This window comes from Actinosynnema sp. CS-041913, assembly GCF_050942485.1.
In the GTDB taxonomy this organism is placed as follows: Bacteria; Actinomycetota; Actinomycetes; order Mycobacteriales; family Pseudonocardiaceae; genus Actinosynnema.
Window position 1 is genome coordinate 6,533,668 of sequence record NZ_CP192037.1, and the last position, 14,478, is coordinate 6,548,145.

Sequence of the window (14,478 nt, forward strand, 5' to 3'; positions counted from 1 at the left end):
TACTGTCCGTGGGCATGGACCTCACGGGCACGGTGACCCTCGTCACCGGGGCGAGCGGCGGGATCGGGGCGGGTGTCGCGCGGCGGTTCGCGGCGGCCGGGGCCTCGGTGGTGGCGCACTCGTTCCGGGGTGAGGTCGATGTCGGCGGACTGGCCGTCGCGGCCGACCTGACCGACGAGGACGAGTGCTTCCGGCTCGTGCGCGAGGCGGCGGCGTGGCAGGGACGGCTGGACGCGGTGGTGAACTGCGCGGGCGTGCAGCCGGTGCGGGAGCTGGCCGGGATGTCGGCCGCCGAGTGGCGGGACGTGGTGGACACCAATGTGCTGAGCGCGTTCTCGTGCACGCAGGCCGCCGTCGAGGTGATGCGGTCGACGGGTGGCTCGGTCACGCACATCGCTTCGATCGAAGGCAGCCACCCGGCGCACGGGCACGCGCACTACAGCGCTTCGAAGGCGGCTTTGATCATGCACGCCCGGTCGGCGGCGCTGGAGTACGGGCGGTTCGGGATCCGGGTGAACACTGTGTCGCCGGGCCTGGTCGACCGGCCGGGGCTGGACCGGGACTGGCCCGAGGGCGTCGAACGGTGGCGCGCCGCCGCACCGCTGGGTCGGCTGGGCACGCCTGAGGACATCGGCGACGCGTGCGTGTTCCTGGCCTCCCCGATGGCCGCGTGGATCACCGGGCACGACCTCGTGGTGGACGGCGGGATCGGCGCGCGTCCGACGTGGTGATCAGCGACGCGCCCGACGTGATGACCGGCCGGCGGTCAGCGGGCGAGGTAGCCGCCGTCCACGGGCAGGATCGCGCCGGTGATGAACGAGGCCTGGTCGGAGGCTAGGAACGCGATGGCGTGCGCCACCTCGGCTGGCTCGCCCAACCGCCCCAGCGGGTGCGCCGCGGCCATCTCCGCCAGGTAGTCCGGCCCGCCCGGCTCCTCCCCCAGCGCCAGCACCCGCTCGGTGCGGATGGTGCCCGGCGCGACGGCGTTGACCCGGATGCCGCGGTCCGCGCACTCCACGGCGAGGTGCTTTGTCAGCCCGGACGCGACGAACTTCGCGGGGCCGTAGGTGGCCTGCCGGGGCTGGCCGGCGACCCCGGAGATCGAGGACACGCAGACGATCGACCGCACCCCGGCCTCGATGGCGTACTTGCAGGTCAGGAACATGCCTTTGGCGTCGACCGCCATCACCTCGTCCCAGTCCCGCTCGGTGGCCTCGGTGACCTCCAGCAACGGGATGACGCCGGCGTTGGCGACCAGCACGTCGATCCGCCCCAGGTCGACCGCCGCCCGCACCATGGCCTGGGCATCGGCCGCCTTCGACACGTCGCCCACCACCGGGTGGACGTCCACAGTGGACTTGAGGCGGTCGAGGCCGGCCGCGTTCACGTCCGCGGCCACGACGGTGGCGCCGAGCCGCACGAACAACTCCGCCGTCGCCCGCCCGATCCCGCTGGCCGCTCCGGTGACGACGCAGACCTTGCCGGACAGGTCGATCACGGGGACTCCTCGACGGGCATCCGGTAGGACAAGCCGCAACGATCGCCGGGGATGACGATAGCGCAGGTCTCCACCGGGCGGCCGGGTGATCCGCGTGGCGCCCGACCTCACTCCGGCAAGGGCTCCGCGAGGATCGGCTGGGCGATCGCGAAGGCCCGGTTGGCGGCCGGCACGCCCGCATAAACGGCCACCTGCAACAAGACCTCCTTGATCTCCTCACGGGTCAACCCGTTGCGCAGCGCGGCCCGCACGTGCATCGCCAGCTCGCCGTCGTGCCCCAAGGTCGCGAGAATCGCCAACGTGATGCACGACCGCGTCCGCCGGTCCAACCCGGGCCGGGTCCAGATCGAGCCCCACGCGTACCGGGTGATCAGCTCCTGGAAATCGGCCGTGAACCCGTCGGTCTTCGCGACGGCCCGGTCGACGTGCTCGTCGCCGAGCACCTCCCGCCGGACCCGCATCCCCTCGTCGTAGCCGCTCATCGCAGGTGCTCGTGCAGGATCACGGCGACGGCGTCGGCCGCCTCGACGTTGGCCAGGTGCGCGGCGTCCCCGACGATGAACAGCTCCGAGTCCGGGATCGCCTCGGCGATCGCCCGCAGGCACTCCGGCGGGGTGGCTTCGTCCTGCGCCCCCGCGACGACGGCCGTCGGGGCCTCGATCGCGGGCAGCACCGACCGCAGGTCCAACGACGCCAACGCGTCGCAGCACCCCGCGTAGCTCTCGTCGTCCACAGTGGACAGCATGGCCTCGAAAGCCGCCACCGTCTCGGGCGAACGGGACCGCAGCGCCGGGGTGAACCACCGGCTCACGACCTGCGCGGCGATCGAGGCCGTCCCGGACCGCCGGACGACGGCCGCCCGGTCCACCCAGGGCTGCGCGGTGGCGTAGGTGGCCGCGGTGCAGCACAGGACGAGTCGGTCGATGCGTTCCGGCGCGTGTCCGGCCAGCCACATCCCCACCATCGCGCCCATCGACACCCCGCAGTACGACACCCGGGCGAAGCCGAGCGTGTCCAGCAGTTCCAACACGTCGTCGCCGAGATCGTCGATCCGGTAGGGCCCGGGGGCCGCCGGGCTGCCGCCGTGACCGCGGTGGTCGTACCGCAGGACGCGGTACTTCTCGCGCAGCAACGGCATCTGCGCGTCCCACAGCGCGGTGGTCGTGCCCAGGGAGTTGCCCAGCACGACGACCGGCGCGTCCTCCGGTCCGCTCAACTCGTAGTGCAGCTTCATCGCTCGGCCTTCCCCCGGTGCGCCGCCAGCGCCCGGTCCACGAACTCGCCCGCGCACCCGGTGTACGCGGCCGGGTCCAGCGCCTCGTCGATCTCCTGTTCCGACAGGTCGATCCGCAGGTCCGCGAGCAGCGCGTCCCGCAGCGACCGCCCGGACAGCACGGCGATCCGGCACACCTCGGTCACGAGGTCCTGCGCCTCGGTGCGCCCGATCCGCGCGGCCAGCCGCCCGGCCACGTGCTCCGCCATCAGCAGGCCCCCGGTCAGCTCCAGGTTGCGCCGCATCCGCTCCGGGTCGACGCGCAGCCGGGACAGCAGCCCGCGCAGGCCGTGCGCCGCGCCGCCGACCAGCCGCAGCAGCTCCGTCACGGTCGGCCACTCGCTGTGCCACGCGCCGACCGCCCGCTCGTGCTCCTGCGCCATCGCCGCCAGCACCGTCGACACCAGGCCCGGCACCCGCCGCGTGCCCGCCGTCACCAGCACCGCCCGCACCGGGTTGTGCTTGTGCGGCATGGCGGATGACGTGCCGCCGTCGGCCTCGGCGACCTCCGCCACCTCGGTCTGCGCGAGCAGCACCACGTCCTGGGCGATCTTCGCCAGCACGCCGGACGCCGTGCCCAGCGCGCCCGCCAGCTCGGCGATCCGGGTCCGGTCGGTGTGCCACGGGATCAGCGGCGCGGCCAGGCCGAGCTGCGCCGCGAGCTGGTCGGTCAGGCCGGGGTCGTCGGCCGCCGCCAGGGTGCCCGCCGCGCCGCCGAACTGCACGGCCAGCCGCTCGGTCCGCACCCGGTCCAGCGCGTCGGCCGCCTCGTCCGCCGCCACCAGCCAGCCCGCGCACTTCAGCCCGAACGTCGTCGGCAGCGCGTGCTGCGCCAGCGTCCGCCCGGCGACGAGCGTCTCCCGGTGCAGCCTGGCCAGCCGCTCGCACTCGCCCGCCACGCCGCGCAGGCCGTCCAGGATCGGCCCCAGCGCCCGGAACGCCACCAGCGACATCGCCGTGTCCAGCACGTCCTGGCTGGTCGCCCCGTTGTGCACGGCCGTCCTGCCCTCGGCCGTCACGTGCGCCCCGATCGCCCGCACCAGCGGCACCACGGGGGTGCCGGAGGTCAGCGCGCCCCCGCCGAGTTCGGCCGGGTCGTAGTGGCCGACGTCGATCGCCGTCACCACCATCCGCGCCGCCTCCTCGGTCACGATGCCCGCCCTGGCCTGCACGATGGCGAGCGCGCGTTCGAAGTCCAGCATGGCCCGCAGCCACGCCCGGTCCGAGATCTCCGCTTCCACGGCCGGGTCGGTGAACAGCGGCCCGAACAGCTCAGACGTCGAAGAAGACGGTTTCATGCTCCCCTTGCAGGCAGATGTCGAAGTGGTAGCCGAACGGCGCGCTCGCGGCGATGAGCGTGCTCCGTGCGGCCGGGTCCTCGATCGAGTTCAGCACCGGGTCGTGCGCGTTGGCCTCCTCCTCGTCGGGGAAGTAGATCCGCGTGACCAGCCGGACCAGCATCCCCCGGCAGAACACCGACACGTTGAGGTGGGGCGCCTCCTGTCCGCCGTCGCCGGTCGGCAGCGGACCGGGCTTCACGGTGAGCACACCGTAGCGGCCCTCGACATCGGTCGCGCTCCGGCCGAAGCCCCGGAAATCCTTCCACCGCACCGCGCCGCGCGGGTCGTCGGGGTGGTCGAACCGGCCGTCCGGGTCGGCCTGCCAGGTCTCCACGACCGCGTCCGGCACGGGGTCGCCGGCGCCGTCCAGCACCCGGCCCTCGACGCGGACCGCGCCGGGCGTGCTCTCCGGCACCACGAGCCAGCCGTCCTCCCACGGCAGGCCGATCGCGAAGAACGGACCGACCGTCTGCGACGGGGTGGTGTGCTGCTCAGTCATCGTCGTCCTCGTCCTCCAGCGGCGTGGGGTTCGTGCCGCGCAGCACGATGTCCCACTGGTAGCCCAGCGCCCACTCCGGCACGGTGCTGTCCAGGTCGAACCGCGCGATCATCGCCTCGCGGGCCTTCGGGTCGCGCACCGAGTTGAAGATCGGGTCCTGGAAGAACAGCGGGTCGCCCGGGAAGTACATCTGGGTGATCAGCCGCTGGGTGAACGCGGTGCCGAACAGCGAGAAGTGGATGTGCGCGGGCCGCCACGCGTTGTCGTGGTTGCGCCACGGGTACGCGCCGGGCTGGATCGTGGTGAACGAGTAGCGGCCGTCGGCGTCGGTGATGGTGCGGCCGACCCCGGTGAAGTTCGGGTCCAGCGGCGCGGGGTGCCGGTCGCCGTCGTGCCGGTACCGGCCGCCCGCGTTGGCCTGCCACACCTCCAGCAGGGTGCCCGCGACCGGCCGCCCGTCGCCGTCCAGCACCCGGCCGGACACGATGATCCGCTGGCCCTGGGGCTCGCCGTCGTGGCCGGCGGTCAGGTCGTGGTCGTCGGGGCCGACCCGGCCCTCGCCGAGCAGCGGACCGGTGATCTCGCCGAGCCGCTGCGGCAGCAGCGTCAGCGCCCGGTGCGGGTGCCTGAGCTGGTTGGACCGGTAGTCCGGCCAGCGCAGCGGCGGCTGGGACGCGCTGTCCCGCCGGTACTGCGGCGTAGTCGTGTCGAATGGCACCGTGACCTCCTGTTCGTCCGCCGAAGAGGATTGTTCAACCTGTCCGCCCGGTCGGCCGGGTGAACCGCCGCCGGGTGGTGCGAACCTAGGTACGACCATTCGGCCGAGCAATGACCAGTTCCACTGAACGGAAGGCCAAAACACCCCTAATTCTGAACCGGACGTGCTTCCCGACCGAACTGCTGGATATCCGCACGCTCGCGCAGAGGAGTGAAGGGATCGAGCATGTCCACACCGCTCACCAGACGTCGCACCACCCGGATGGTCGCCGCGCTGGCCGCGGTCGGCGCCGCCGCGCTCGCCGCCGGGCTCGTCGGCCCGACCGGGCCGGCGGGCGCGTCGAGCCACCGCGAGGCGCCGCTGATCGCGGGCGACCCGGTGGTCGACAACACCGACGTCTACGCGTTCGTCAGCCCCGACAGCCAGGACACGGTCACCCTGGTCGCGAACTTCTCGCCGTTCCAGGAGCCCAACGGCGGACCGAACTTCTACCCGTTCGCCACCGACGCCCGGTACGACCTGAACGTCGACAACGACGGCGACGCCAAGGCCGACCTGACCTACCGGTTCACGTTCCAGACCGAGGACAAGCGCGGCAAGTCCACCTTCCTGTACAACAACGGGGTCGTCACCACGCTGGACGACGAGAACCTGCTGTTCCGCCAGACCTACACGCTGGAGGTCGTCGACCAGCGCGGCAACTCGAAGAAACTGGTGCAGCGCGGCAAGGTCGCCCCGTCCAACACCGGCCCGAAGTCCATGCCGGACTTCGGCGCGCTGCGCGACCAGGCCATCACCGCCGTGCCCGGTGGCGCGAAGGCCTACGTGGGCCAGGCGGACGACTCGTTCTTCCTGGACCTGAGGGTGTTCGACCTGCTCTACGGCGCGGACCTGTCCGAGGTCGGGCAGGACACGCTGCGCGGCTTCAACGCCAACACCATCGCGTTGCAGGTGCCGAAGAACTGGCTGGCGCTGAAGGGCAACGCCGAGCGCAACCCGGTGATCGGCGTGTGGAGCGACACCGAGCGCCGCTCGATGCAGTTGAGCCCCGGCAAGGTCCGGGCGCACGGCGACTGGGTGCAGGTCTCCCGGCTGGGCAACCCGCTGGTCAACGAGGTCGTCGTGCCGGCGGGGCTGAAGGACGCGTTCAACTCGCTCACGCCCGACCAGGACGGCAAGGTCAAGGAGCTGGTCGACCGGGTGGTCGACCCGGAGGTGCCCAAGCTCATCGAGTCGATCTACAAAATCCCCGCGCCCAAGGGCAAGCGGGACGACCTGGTCGAGATCTTCCTGACCGGCATCACCACCAAGCTCGGCGGGCCGATCAAGGCCGACCTCAACTCGCAGTTGAACAACGCCGACGTGAACAGCCGCCGGTTCGTCCCGTCCGAGCAGCTACGGCTCAACATGGGCGTCCCGGTGACCGCCGAACCGAACCGGCTCGGCGTGCTGGCCAAGGACCTCCAGGGCTTCCCCAACGGCCGCCGGCTGACCGACGACGTGGTGGACATCGAGCTGCAGGCGCTGGAAGGCGCGGCGGTGAGCGGCATCGTGGAGGCGCTGGCCGCCGGCGACAAGGTGGACACCAACGAGAACGCGTTCGGCAAGACGTTCCCCTACGTAGCGCTGCCCAACAACGCCGCGGTCAACTCCGGCGCGGCCGAGGTCGCGATCAAACCGACGGCGGGCGGGTCCGGCATGCCGACCGCGCCGCTGGTGAGCGGACTGCTCGCCGTCCTGCTGATCGGAGCGGGTTTCTGGGTCTTCCGGAACCGCACCCGGCAGGCGCCTCCGACCGAGTAGTCCGCCACCCCCGAGGGGCGCGCGTTCGGGCCGCGCCCCTCGGGCTCCACCTGGAGGAACCGATGATCCGGCTCGTCGCCGTCACAGCCATCGTCGGCGGGATCGCCCTGCTGGCCACCGCCGTGTCCGCACTGTCCACACCGGACACCCCGCCGCTGCCTGCGGCGTCCGCCACCGAGTCCGCCCTGCACCGTGACATCTCGGCCGCGCAGGACAAGCTGCGCCGCACCCCCGAGGACGCCGTCACGTGGGCGTCCCTCGGGACCTCGTACGTCGAGCAGGCCCGGATCACTGGCGATCCGTCGTACTACGCCAAGGCCCAGGGTGCGCTGGACACCTCGTCGCGGCACCGGCCGGGCAACGGGTGGGCGCTGCTCGGGCTGGGCGCGCTGGCCAACGCCCGCCACGACTTCGCCGCGGCCCGTGACTTCGGGACGCGGGCGCGGGCCGTGCTGCCGGACACCGCCGCCGTACACGGGGTGCTGGCGGATGCGTTGACGCAGTTGGGTTCCGTCCCCGAGGCGACCGCCGCCGTGCAGCGGATGCTGGACCTGGAGCCCGGTGTGCCGTCGTTCACCAGGGCCGCCTACGAGCTGGAGCAACGCGGTGACGTGCCCGGCGCGCGTGCCGCGCTGGAGAGGGCTCTGACGGCGGCGGCCGTGCCCGCCGAGATCGTGTTCTGCCGGTACCACCTGGGCGAGCTGGCATTCGACAACGGTGAGCCGGACGTCGCCGCCGAGCACTACGAACAGGGTTTGCTGGTCGACCCGCAGGACGTGATGTTGTTGCAGGGCAAGGCGAAGGTCGCCGCCGCGCGAGGTCGGCCGGACCACGCGCTCGACGGTTACCGGGAGCTGGTCGCGCGGTCGCCGCTGCCGCAGTTGCTGCACGAGTACGCGAACCTGTTGCGGCAGGCCGGTCGCGGCGACGAGGCGGCGCGGCAGTTCGAGGTGCTGGACCGCCAGTTCGAGCTGATGAAGGCGTCCGGCGGGGCCGACGACCTGGCGGCTTCGGTGGTCGCGGCCGACCGCGGTGACGCGGTGTCCGCACTGCGGCTCGCCGAAGCGGAGTGGGGGCGGCGGCAGCACGCGCTGGTGGCCGACGCCCTGGCGTGGGCACTGCACTTGAACGGCCGGGACGCCGAAGCGCTCGCGTTCGCCGACCGCGCGGCGGGCTCCGGTTGGCGCAACGCGACTTTCGCGTTCCACCGGGGCACCATCATGGCCGGTCTCGGACACCCCGACGCCGCCGCGGTGCTCCGGCAGGCGTTGGAGATCCAGCCCTACTTCGCGGACGCCTCGGCGGCCCGTGCCACGCTGGCGGGCCTGCGATGAGACTTCTGGCGTTGTCGGCCCTGGTCGCGATGCTCATGCTGGGCGGAGTGGGGTTGGCGACCGCGCACCCGCTGGGCAACTTCACGGTCAACCACTACCACGGGATCACCGTGCACCCGGACCGCGTGACGCTGCGGGCGGTGGTGGACACGGCGGAGATCCCGACCCTCCAGGAACGTCCGTCCGAAGTGGACGGTTACGCGGAGCGGGAGTGCGCGGCGCTCGCGCGGGCCACGGCCGTGGAGGTCGACGGCCGGGTGGCGCCGGTGTCGGTGCGCACCGGCGCGGTCGAGTTCCCGCCCGGGGAGGCGGGGCTGCCGACCACCCGGCTGACGTGCGTGGTGGAGGCGGCGGCCTCCGGGCAGACCGTGACGGTGCGCGACGGCTACCGGGGCGACCGGATCGGGTGGCGCGAGATGACCGCCGTCGGCGACGGCGTGGCCCTGGTCGACCCGCCCGTGCCTGGCGTCAGCGTGAGCGGCGAACTGCGGATGTATCCGGAGGACCTGCTCGCGACTCCGCTGGACGTCCGGTCGGTGACACTGCGGGTCCGTCCGGGCGATGGCGGGGCCGCCGCCGGCACTCCCCTGACCGGCGGCGGCCCTTCCCTGCTGGCCGCGGCGACCGGGAAGTTCACCTCGTTCGCGGGCAGCCGCGACCTGACACCGCTGGTCGGGGTGCTGGCGGTGCTGCTGTCGCTGGTGCTGGGCGCGTCGCACGCGGCGCTGCCGGGGCACGGGAAGACGGTGATCGCGGCCTATTTGGCGGGGCGTGACGGCACGCCGCGGGACGCGGTCGTGGTCGGCGCGACGGTCACGCTCACGCACACCGCCGGGGTGTTGGTGCTCGGGTTGGCGATCAGCGCTTCGAGCGCCTTGGCGGGCGAGTCGGTGCTGCGGTGGCTCGGGCTGGTCAGCGGCCTGCTGGTGGCGGGCATCGGGGTCGGCCTGGTGCGCTCGGCCGTCCGCAGGAGACAACTCGTGGCGGTGGGGCACGGTCCTGGTCACAGCGACAGCCCCGGACACGAACACGGGCACGGGCACAGCCATGGACATGGGCACGGATACGGATCCGGACACGGGCATGGCCACGGGCACCGCATCGGCCGGGCCGGGTTGGTCGGCATGGGTGTCGCGGGAGGCCTGGTGCCGAGCCCGTCCGCCCTGGTCGTCCTGCTCGGCGCGATCGCGCTGGGCCGGACCTGGTTCGGTGTCCTGCTCGTCCTCGGCTACGGCCTGGGCATGGCCGCCACACTGACCGCCGTCGGCCTCCTCCTGGTCCGCCTGCGCGACCGCCTGGCCGCCGTCGAGCGCTTCCGGGACCGGTTCACCGCGCTGCCCGTGGTCACCGCCGCGCTGGTGCTCGTGGTGGGCCTCAGCCTCACCCTGCGGTCGCTGCCCGTCTAGGCTGGGATTTCCCCGCTCGGGAAGCTCAGCCCCTCACGAGGACGCCTCACATGTCTCCACCGGCCCGGCCCCACCCGATCCGCGTTCTCCTCGTGGAGGACCACGACATGGTGGCCGAGGCGATCGGGCTGGCGCTCCAGCGGAGCGACGACGTGCGGGTGGTGGCCACGGTCCGGTCCGCGGCTGCCGCGCTCGCCGCGGCCGGGCAGCACCGCCCGGACGTGGTGGTGCTCGACCGGCGACTGCCCGACGGCGACGGCATCGCCGCTATCGCCGGCCTCCGCGAACTGGGCGCGCAGGTCCTGGTGCTGACCGGCGAGGCCACGTCGTCCATCGCCGCCCGCGTGGTGGACGAGGGCGGCGCGGGGCTGGTGCTCAAGTCGTCCGGGCTGGAAGAGCTGGCCGACGCCGTGCGGCGGGTCGCGGACGGCGAGGCGGTGTTCGACGGGTCGCTGCTCGCCGGGGTGCTCAACCGGCTGACCGGACGGGTGTCGGCCACCGGCGCGTCCCTCACCGCGCGGGAGCGCGAGACGCTGTCCCTGCTGGCCGACGGCGCGAGCACGGACGAGATCGGCCGGCGGCTGGGCGTCGCCCGCAACACCGTGCGCAACCACGTGCAGCGGGTGCTGGACAAGCTCGGCGCGCGGTCGAAGCTGGAGGCGGTGTCGATCGCCCGCCGCGAAGGTCTGGTCGACTAGGACCGTCCGATGGGACTAGTGCACTTGCACTAGCCGCGCTAACCAGAGTGCGTCTCGCGTTGACGGGACTTGTGCCCCACAGTGCCACCGTGGATGTCCCGACGGCGAACCTGGTGGCGGAGTACAGCCCACCGGACGGTCCGGGGAGCGCGGGCCTGGCCCGCGAGTTCACCCGCCGGACCCTGCTCGCCTGGGGCTACTCGGGCGCGCACGACGACGTGGTGCTGGCCGTCTCCGAACTGGTGGCGAACGCGGCCCGGCACGCCCCGGGCCCCGCGCTGCTGCGCCTGGCCGGCGGGAGGGCCCGGGTGCGGGTGGAGGTGTCCGACCTCAGTCCCGCGTGGCCGCGCATCCGCCCGCAGGGCACGGGCGGCGGCTGGGGCCTGCCGCTGATCGACCGGCTGGCCCGCCGCTGGGGCGTGGTCCCGCGCGGTGACGGCAAGGTCGTGTGGTGCGAACTGGGCTGACCGGCCCGCCGACCACCGGACTCCGCGCCGGACCGGCCGAGCCACCGGCCACCGGACCGCCGACCCGACCACCGGATTCCGAGCCGAGCCGGCCGGACCACCGGACTTCGAGCCGAGCCGGCCGGACCACCGGCCACCGGACCGCCGACCCGACCGCCGACCACCGGACCGCGAGCCGAACCAGCCGATTCGCCGGCCGCCGGATGGGGCACAGTGACCCCATGTCGAACCCACCGCGCCGACGGCTGCCCGACCGGATGCCGGACTCGGCGTTCCAGCTCCTGGTGGAGGGCGTGCTGGACTACGCCATCTTCATGCTCGACCCCGACGGCCACATCGTGAGCTGGAACATCGGCGCCGAGCGCATCAAGGGCTACCGGTCCGACGAGATCCTGGGCAGGCACTTCTCCGCCTTCTACCCGCCCGAGGACATCGCCACCGGCAAGCCGTTCCGCGAGCTGGAGATCGCCGTCGCCGAGGGGCGGCTGGAGGACGAGGGCTGGCGGCTGCGCAAGGACGGCACGCGGTTCTGGGCGAACGTGGTGATCACCGCGCTGTTCGGCCCCGACGGCGGCCTGCGCGGCTTCGGCAAGGTCACCCGCGACATGACCGAGCGGCGGCGGGCCGAGCAGACCCTGCTGGAACGGCGGCGGCTGGTCTCGCACCTGGTCGAGGCGCAGGAGCTGGAGCGGCGGCGGATCGCGTGGGACGTGCACGACGACTCGATCCAGTCGATGGTCGCCGTCGGCATGCGGCTGCAGTTGCTGGCGGGCAGGCTGCCCGAGGAGCACGCGCCCACGGTGGCCCGGCTCGACCAGACGGTGCGCGGCGCGGTCGACCGGCTGCGGATGCTGGTGTTCCGGCTGCGTCCACCGGAGATCGACCGGAACGGCCTGGTGCACGCGCTGGACGACTACCTCGGCGACCTCGCGCCGGCGTGGGGCCTGACGCACACCGTGCAAGACCGGCTGGAGCGCGAGCCGGACAGCGAGGCGGCGATCACGATCTTCCGCATCAGCCAGGAGGCGCTGGCGAACGTGCACAAGCACGCGCGGGCGTCCACGGTGGAGATCACCCTGTCCACGGTGGACCGCGGCACGCTGGTGGAGATCGCGGACGACGGCGTCGGCGTGTCCCTGACCGCCGACCACCAGGCGGGTCTGGAGCACTTCGGCATGATCGAGATGCGGGAACGCGCCGAGACGGCCGGTGGCTGGTGGACCCTCGGCGAACGCCCGGAAGGCGGCACCGCGGTCCGGTTCTGGCTGCCCACCACCACCTCGGACGCCCGATGACCAGAGTGCTCATCTGCGATGACGACGACATGATCGGCGAGGCGCTGCACGACGTGCTGACCGCCGAACCCGACCTGGCGGTGGTCGCGGTCGCGCGCACCGCCGTCGAGGCGATCGAGCTGGCCGAGCGGCACTCCCCCGACGTCGTGGTGCTGGACGTCCGGATGCCCGGCGGCGGAGGCATCCACGTCGCCCGTGAGCTGCGCGAACGCTCCCCGACCACCCGGGTGGTGGTGTTCTCGGCCTACACCGACCCGAAGACGGTCACCGAGATGCGCCGCGCGGGCGTGACGGAGTACCTGGTGAAGGGCGTGCCGAACACCGACATCGTGGACACCGTCCGCCGCTTGGGACGAGGGCCGGTCGGGAAGTTGTGACGGCTTCCCGAGTCCCGTAACGTCGTGCGTCGCAACCAGCCACGGCGTCGGGAGTGCCGGCATGGAGCAACCACTGTTCACCGTCGAGTCCTCGTCACACGACGGTGTGCTGAAGGTGTCCGTTGTCGGTGAGGTGGACATGGACACCGCACCGCGCATCCGGGCCGCCTTGGGCTCGGCGAGCACCGTCGTCCTGGACCTGGAGGGCGTGACGTTCTTCGGCTCGGCCGGCATCCAGCTCCTGGTGGATGCGCAACGCCGGGTCCGCGACCTGGCGGTGGTAGCCACGCGCCGGCCGGTGCTGCGCCCCCTGTCGGTGACGGGCCTGGCGCCGTACCTGTCCCTGTGCCCGTCGCCGGACGAGGCTTTGGACCACGTCCGGCGGGGCGCACGCTCCCACGTGGGCTGAGAACTCAGCCGTCGAACCGACCTCGCCGCACCGCCGTGAACAGCGCGGCGACCGACCGTGCCGCCCGGAACTCCAGCCTCGGGCCGTCCGGGTTCTTCGAGTCCCGCACCGCCGCCAGCCCGCCGGCGACTTCGACGCAGGAGTTGGTGTTCGTGCTACGGGTCGACTTCCGCCACACAGTCATTCGGACTCCTTGATCCGGTCGACCTCGCCCGCGATCAGCTCGACGGTCTCACTCGGGCCGAGGGCGACGCTCAGCACCTGGTCCACGGCTTCCTGGTACGCCGTGACGTCTGTCGTCTCCTGGTAGAACAGGCCGCTCAGGCGGTTCTCGACGTGCACCACGCTCATCGCCGGGGTGTCGATGACGAGGAACTCGCCTTCCAGACCAGGATGCCAGCCGGCCGCCTCAGGAATGGCGTGCAGCGTGATATTCGGCCATTCGGCCATCTTGAGCAGGTGGTTGAGCTGCTCCACCATCGCCGACGGGCCGCCGATGCCGCCGCGCATCGCCGCGACCCCGATGAACGCGGTGAACCGCACCGGGTCGTCCCGCATGAGGACGTCCCGCCGCCCGAGTCGGGTGGCGACGCGGATCTCGATCTCCTGCTGCGGCACGCGTCCGCCCCGCATGATCGCCCGCGCGTATCCGCCGGTCTGCAACAAACCGGGAACCAGCAGCGGCGAAACGCTCGTCAGCCGGGTCGCCATTTGTTCGAAGCTGAGCAGCGCGGAAAGCTGCGACTGCTGGTCGGGCAGTGAGACCGCCACCCACACCGAGTCGTCGGTAATCCGCGCCATGTCCACGATCCGCTCGAACTCGCTGCCGACGACACCGAGGTTCGTGAGGATTTCGGCGGTAAGCTCCGGTTCCGGAGGACGCTCCCCCGATTCGGTGCGGGAAAGCTTGCTGTGGTCGATGCCGAGCCGCTTCGCGAACTCGCGCAGACCGAAGCCGGCACGCTCGCGGGCAGCGCGCAGTTCGGCTCCGAGAGCGACGGCCTTGGGTGTGGTGCGGACCATGCGGCACAGCATAGAGGGCTTGCGGCCGGCACCGAAGATCGCTCGATCAGGGCATTGACCGCTCGGTACGCACCGGCCACAGTGGTGCACACCACAGATCCAACCCGAAAGGCGGTATGCCGATGTCCTCGACGGGCGACAGCGGTCAGCTTTCCATGTGGGCGAACTACGACAGCACCGTGCCGATCAAGTACGTGGTCCACGCGGATTCGGTCGCGCTTTCCTTCGGCCAGGGCGAGCTGGAGCTGGCCTTCACGGAATCGGCGCTGGAAACCCTGCTCAGCGTCGGGCGGAAAGCGCTCCAGGAAATGCGCGAACCGGCGGCGAGCTGACGACCG

Annotated in this window: 18 protein-coding genes; 10 read left to right on the top strand and 8 right to left on the bottom strand. The window is 72.3% G+C overall.

Annotation, left to right across the window (positions count from 1 at the left end; all coding sequences use genetic code 11):
* Positions 1-14: 14 nt before the first annotated feature.
* Positions 15-731, top strand: coding sequence for an SDR family NAD(P)-dependent oxidoreductase (locus tag ACQPZF_RS28990; RefSeq protein WP_433262265.1), 717 nt, complete (start codon positions 15-17; stop codon positions 729-731).
* Between the two features lie 35 nt (positions 732-766).
* Here ACQPZF_RS28990 and ACQPZF_RS28995 read toward each other — a convergent pair whose 3' ends face one another.
* The 6 genes from ACQPZF_RS28995 to pcaH form a co-directional block, all read right to left on the bottom strand.
* Positions 767-1,498: an SDR family NAD(P)-dependent oxidoreductase gene (locus tag ACQPZF_RS28995; protein ID WP_433262267.1), complete on the bottom strand. Its 732-nt coding sequence runs from the start codon at positions 1,496-1,498 to the stop codon at positions 767-769.
* Between the two features lie 107 nt (positions 1,499-1,605).
* Complete coding sequence (pcaC, locus tag ACQPZF_RS29000) at positions 1,606-1,980, bottom strand: 4-carboxymuconolactone decarboxylase (RefSeq protein ID WP_433262269.1); 375 nt, start codon at positions 1,978-1,980, stop codon at positions 1,606-1,608.
* A complete protein-coding gene (gene pcaD / locus ACQPZF_RS29005) occupies positions 1,977-2,732 on the bottom strand; it encodes a 3-oxoadipate enol-lactonase (protein ID WP_433262271.1) in 756 nt (251 codons plus the stop codon). The genes pcaC and pcaD overlap by 4 nt, the downstream gene beginning before the upstream one ends.
* Complete coding sequence (locus ACQPZF_RS29010; protein WP_433262273.1) at positions 2,729-4,069, bottom strand: class-II fumarase/aspartase family protein; 1,341 nt, start codon at positions 4,067-4,069, stop codon at positions 2,729-2,731. The genes pcaD and ACQPZF_RS29010 overlap by 4 nt, the downstream gene beginning before the upstream one ends.
* The gene (pcaG, locus tag ACQPZF_RS29015) at positions 4,044-4,610 is read right to left on the bottom strand and encodes a protocatechuate 3,4-dioxygenase subunit alpha (RefSeq protein ID WP_433262275.1); all 567 of its coding nucleotides are present in this window, start codon (positions 4,608-4,610) and stop codon (positions 4,044-4,046) included. The genes ACQPZF_RS29010 and pcaG overlap by 26 nt, the downstream gene beginning before the upstream one ends.
* Entirely contained in the window at positions 4,603-5,328 is a 726-nt protein-coding gene (pcaH, locus tag ACQPZF_RS29020) for a protocatechuate 3,4-dioxygenase subunit beta (RefSeq protein WP_433262277.1), read from the bottom strand. Before pcaH ends, pcaG begins: the two co-directional genes overlap by 8 nt.
* Positions 5,329-5,553: 225 nt before the next feature.
* On the opposite strand from pcaH, the gene ACQPZF_RS29025 reads away from it, so the two are divergent.
* The 8 genes from ACQPZF_RS29025 to ACQPZF_RS29060 all read left to right on the top strand — a co-directional run bounded on the left by ACQPZF_RS29025 (position 5,554) and on the right by ACQPZF_RS29060 (position 13,117).
* Positions 5,554-7,131, top strand: a complete 1,578-nt coding sequence (locus ACQPZF_RS29025) for a DUF4331 domain-containing protein (RefSeq protein WP_433262279.1) — start codon at positions 5,554-5,556, stop codon at positions 7,129-7,131.
* Between the two features lie 62 nt (positions 7,132-7,193).
* A complete protein-coding gene (locus ACQPZF_RS29030) occupies positions 7,194-8,465 on the top strand; it encodes a tetratricopeptide repeat protein (RefSeq protein ID WP_433262281.1) in 1,272 nt (423 codons plus the stop codon).
* Positions 8,462-9,871: a nickel/cobalt transporter gene (locus ACQPZF_RS29035; RefSeq protein WP_433262283.1), complete on the top strand. Its 1,410-nt coding sequence runs from the start codon at positions 8,462-8,464 to the stop codon at positions 9,869-9,871. Before ACQPZF_RS29030 ends, ACQPZF_RS29035 begins: the two co-directional genes overlap by 4 nt.
* Positions 9,872-9,921: 50 nt before the next feature.
* Positions 9,922-10,569: a response regulator gene (locus ACQPZF_RS29040; protein WP_433262285.1), complete on the top strand. Its 648-nt coding sequence runs from the start codon at positions 9,922-9,924 to the stop codon at positions 10,567-10,569.
* Between the two features lie 89 nt (positions 10,570-10,658).
* Positions 10,659-11,036, top strand: coding sequence for an ATP-binding protein (locus ACQPZF_RS29045; protein ID WP_433262287.1), 378 nt, complete (start codon positions 10,659-10,661; stop codon positions 11,034-11,036).
* A gap of 221 nt (positions 11,037-11,257) precedes the next feature.
* Positions 11,258-12,331, top strand: coding sequence for a PAS domain-containing sensor histidine kinase (locus ACQPZF_RS29050; protein ID WP_433262289.1), 1,074 nt, complete (start codon positions 11,258-11,260; stop codon positions 12,329-12,331).
* Positions 12,328-12,708, top strand: coding sequence for a response regulator (locus ACQPZF_RS29055; RefSeq protein ID WP_433262291.1), 381 nt, complete (start codon positions 12,328-12,330; stop codon positions 12,706-12,708). The genes ACQPZF_RS29050 and ACQPZF_RS29055 overlap by 4 nt, the downstream gene beginning before the upstream one ends.
* 61 nt (positions 12,709-12,769) lie before the next feature.
* Complete coding sequence (locus ACQPZF_RS29060) at positions 12,770-13,117, top strand: STAS domain-containing protein (protein ID WP_433262293.1); 348 nt, start codon at positions 12,770-12,772, stop codon at positions 13,115-13,117.
* A gap of 4 nt (positions 13,118-13,121) precedes the next feature.
* Here ACQPZF_RS29060 and ACQPZF_RS29065 read toward each other — a convergent pair whose 3' ends face one another.
* Positions 13,122-13,301, bottom strand: coding sequence for a DUF397 domain-containing protein (locus ACQPZF_RS29065; protein ID WP_433262295.1), 180 nt, complete (start codon positions 13,299-13,301; stop codon positions 13,122-13,124).
* On the bottom strand, positions 13,298-14,140 hold the full coding sequence (locus tag ACQPZF_RS29070; RefSeq protein WP_433262297.1) for a helix-turn-helix domain-containing protein: 843 nt from the start codon (positions 14,138-14,140) through the stop codon (positions 13,298-13,300). The genes ACQPZF_RS29065 and ACQPZF_RS29070 overlap by 4 nt, the downstream gene beginning before the upstream one ends.
* Positions 14,141-14,262: 122 nt before the next feature.
* Here ACQPZF_RS29070 and ACQPZF_RS29075 point away from each other — a divergent pair, with 122 nt between their 5' ends.
* Entirely contained in the window at positions 14,263-14,472 is a 210-nt protein-coding gene (locus tag ACQPZF_RS29075; protein WP_433262299.1) for a hypothetical protein, read from the top strand.
* Positions 14,473-14,478: the final 6 nt, after the last annotated feature.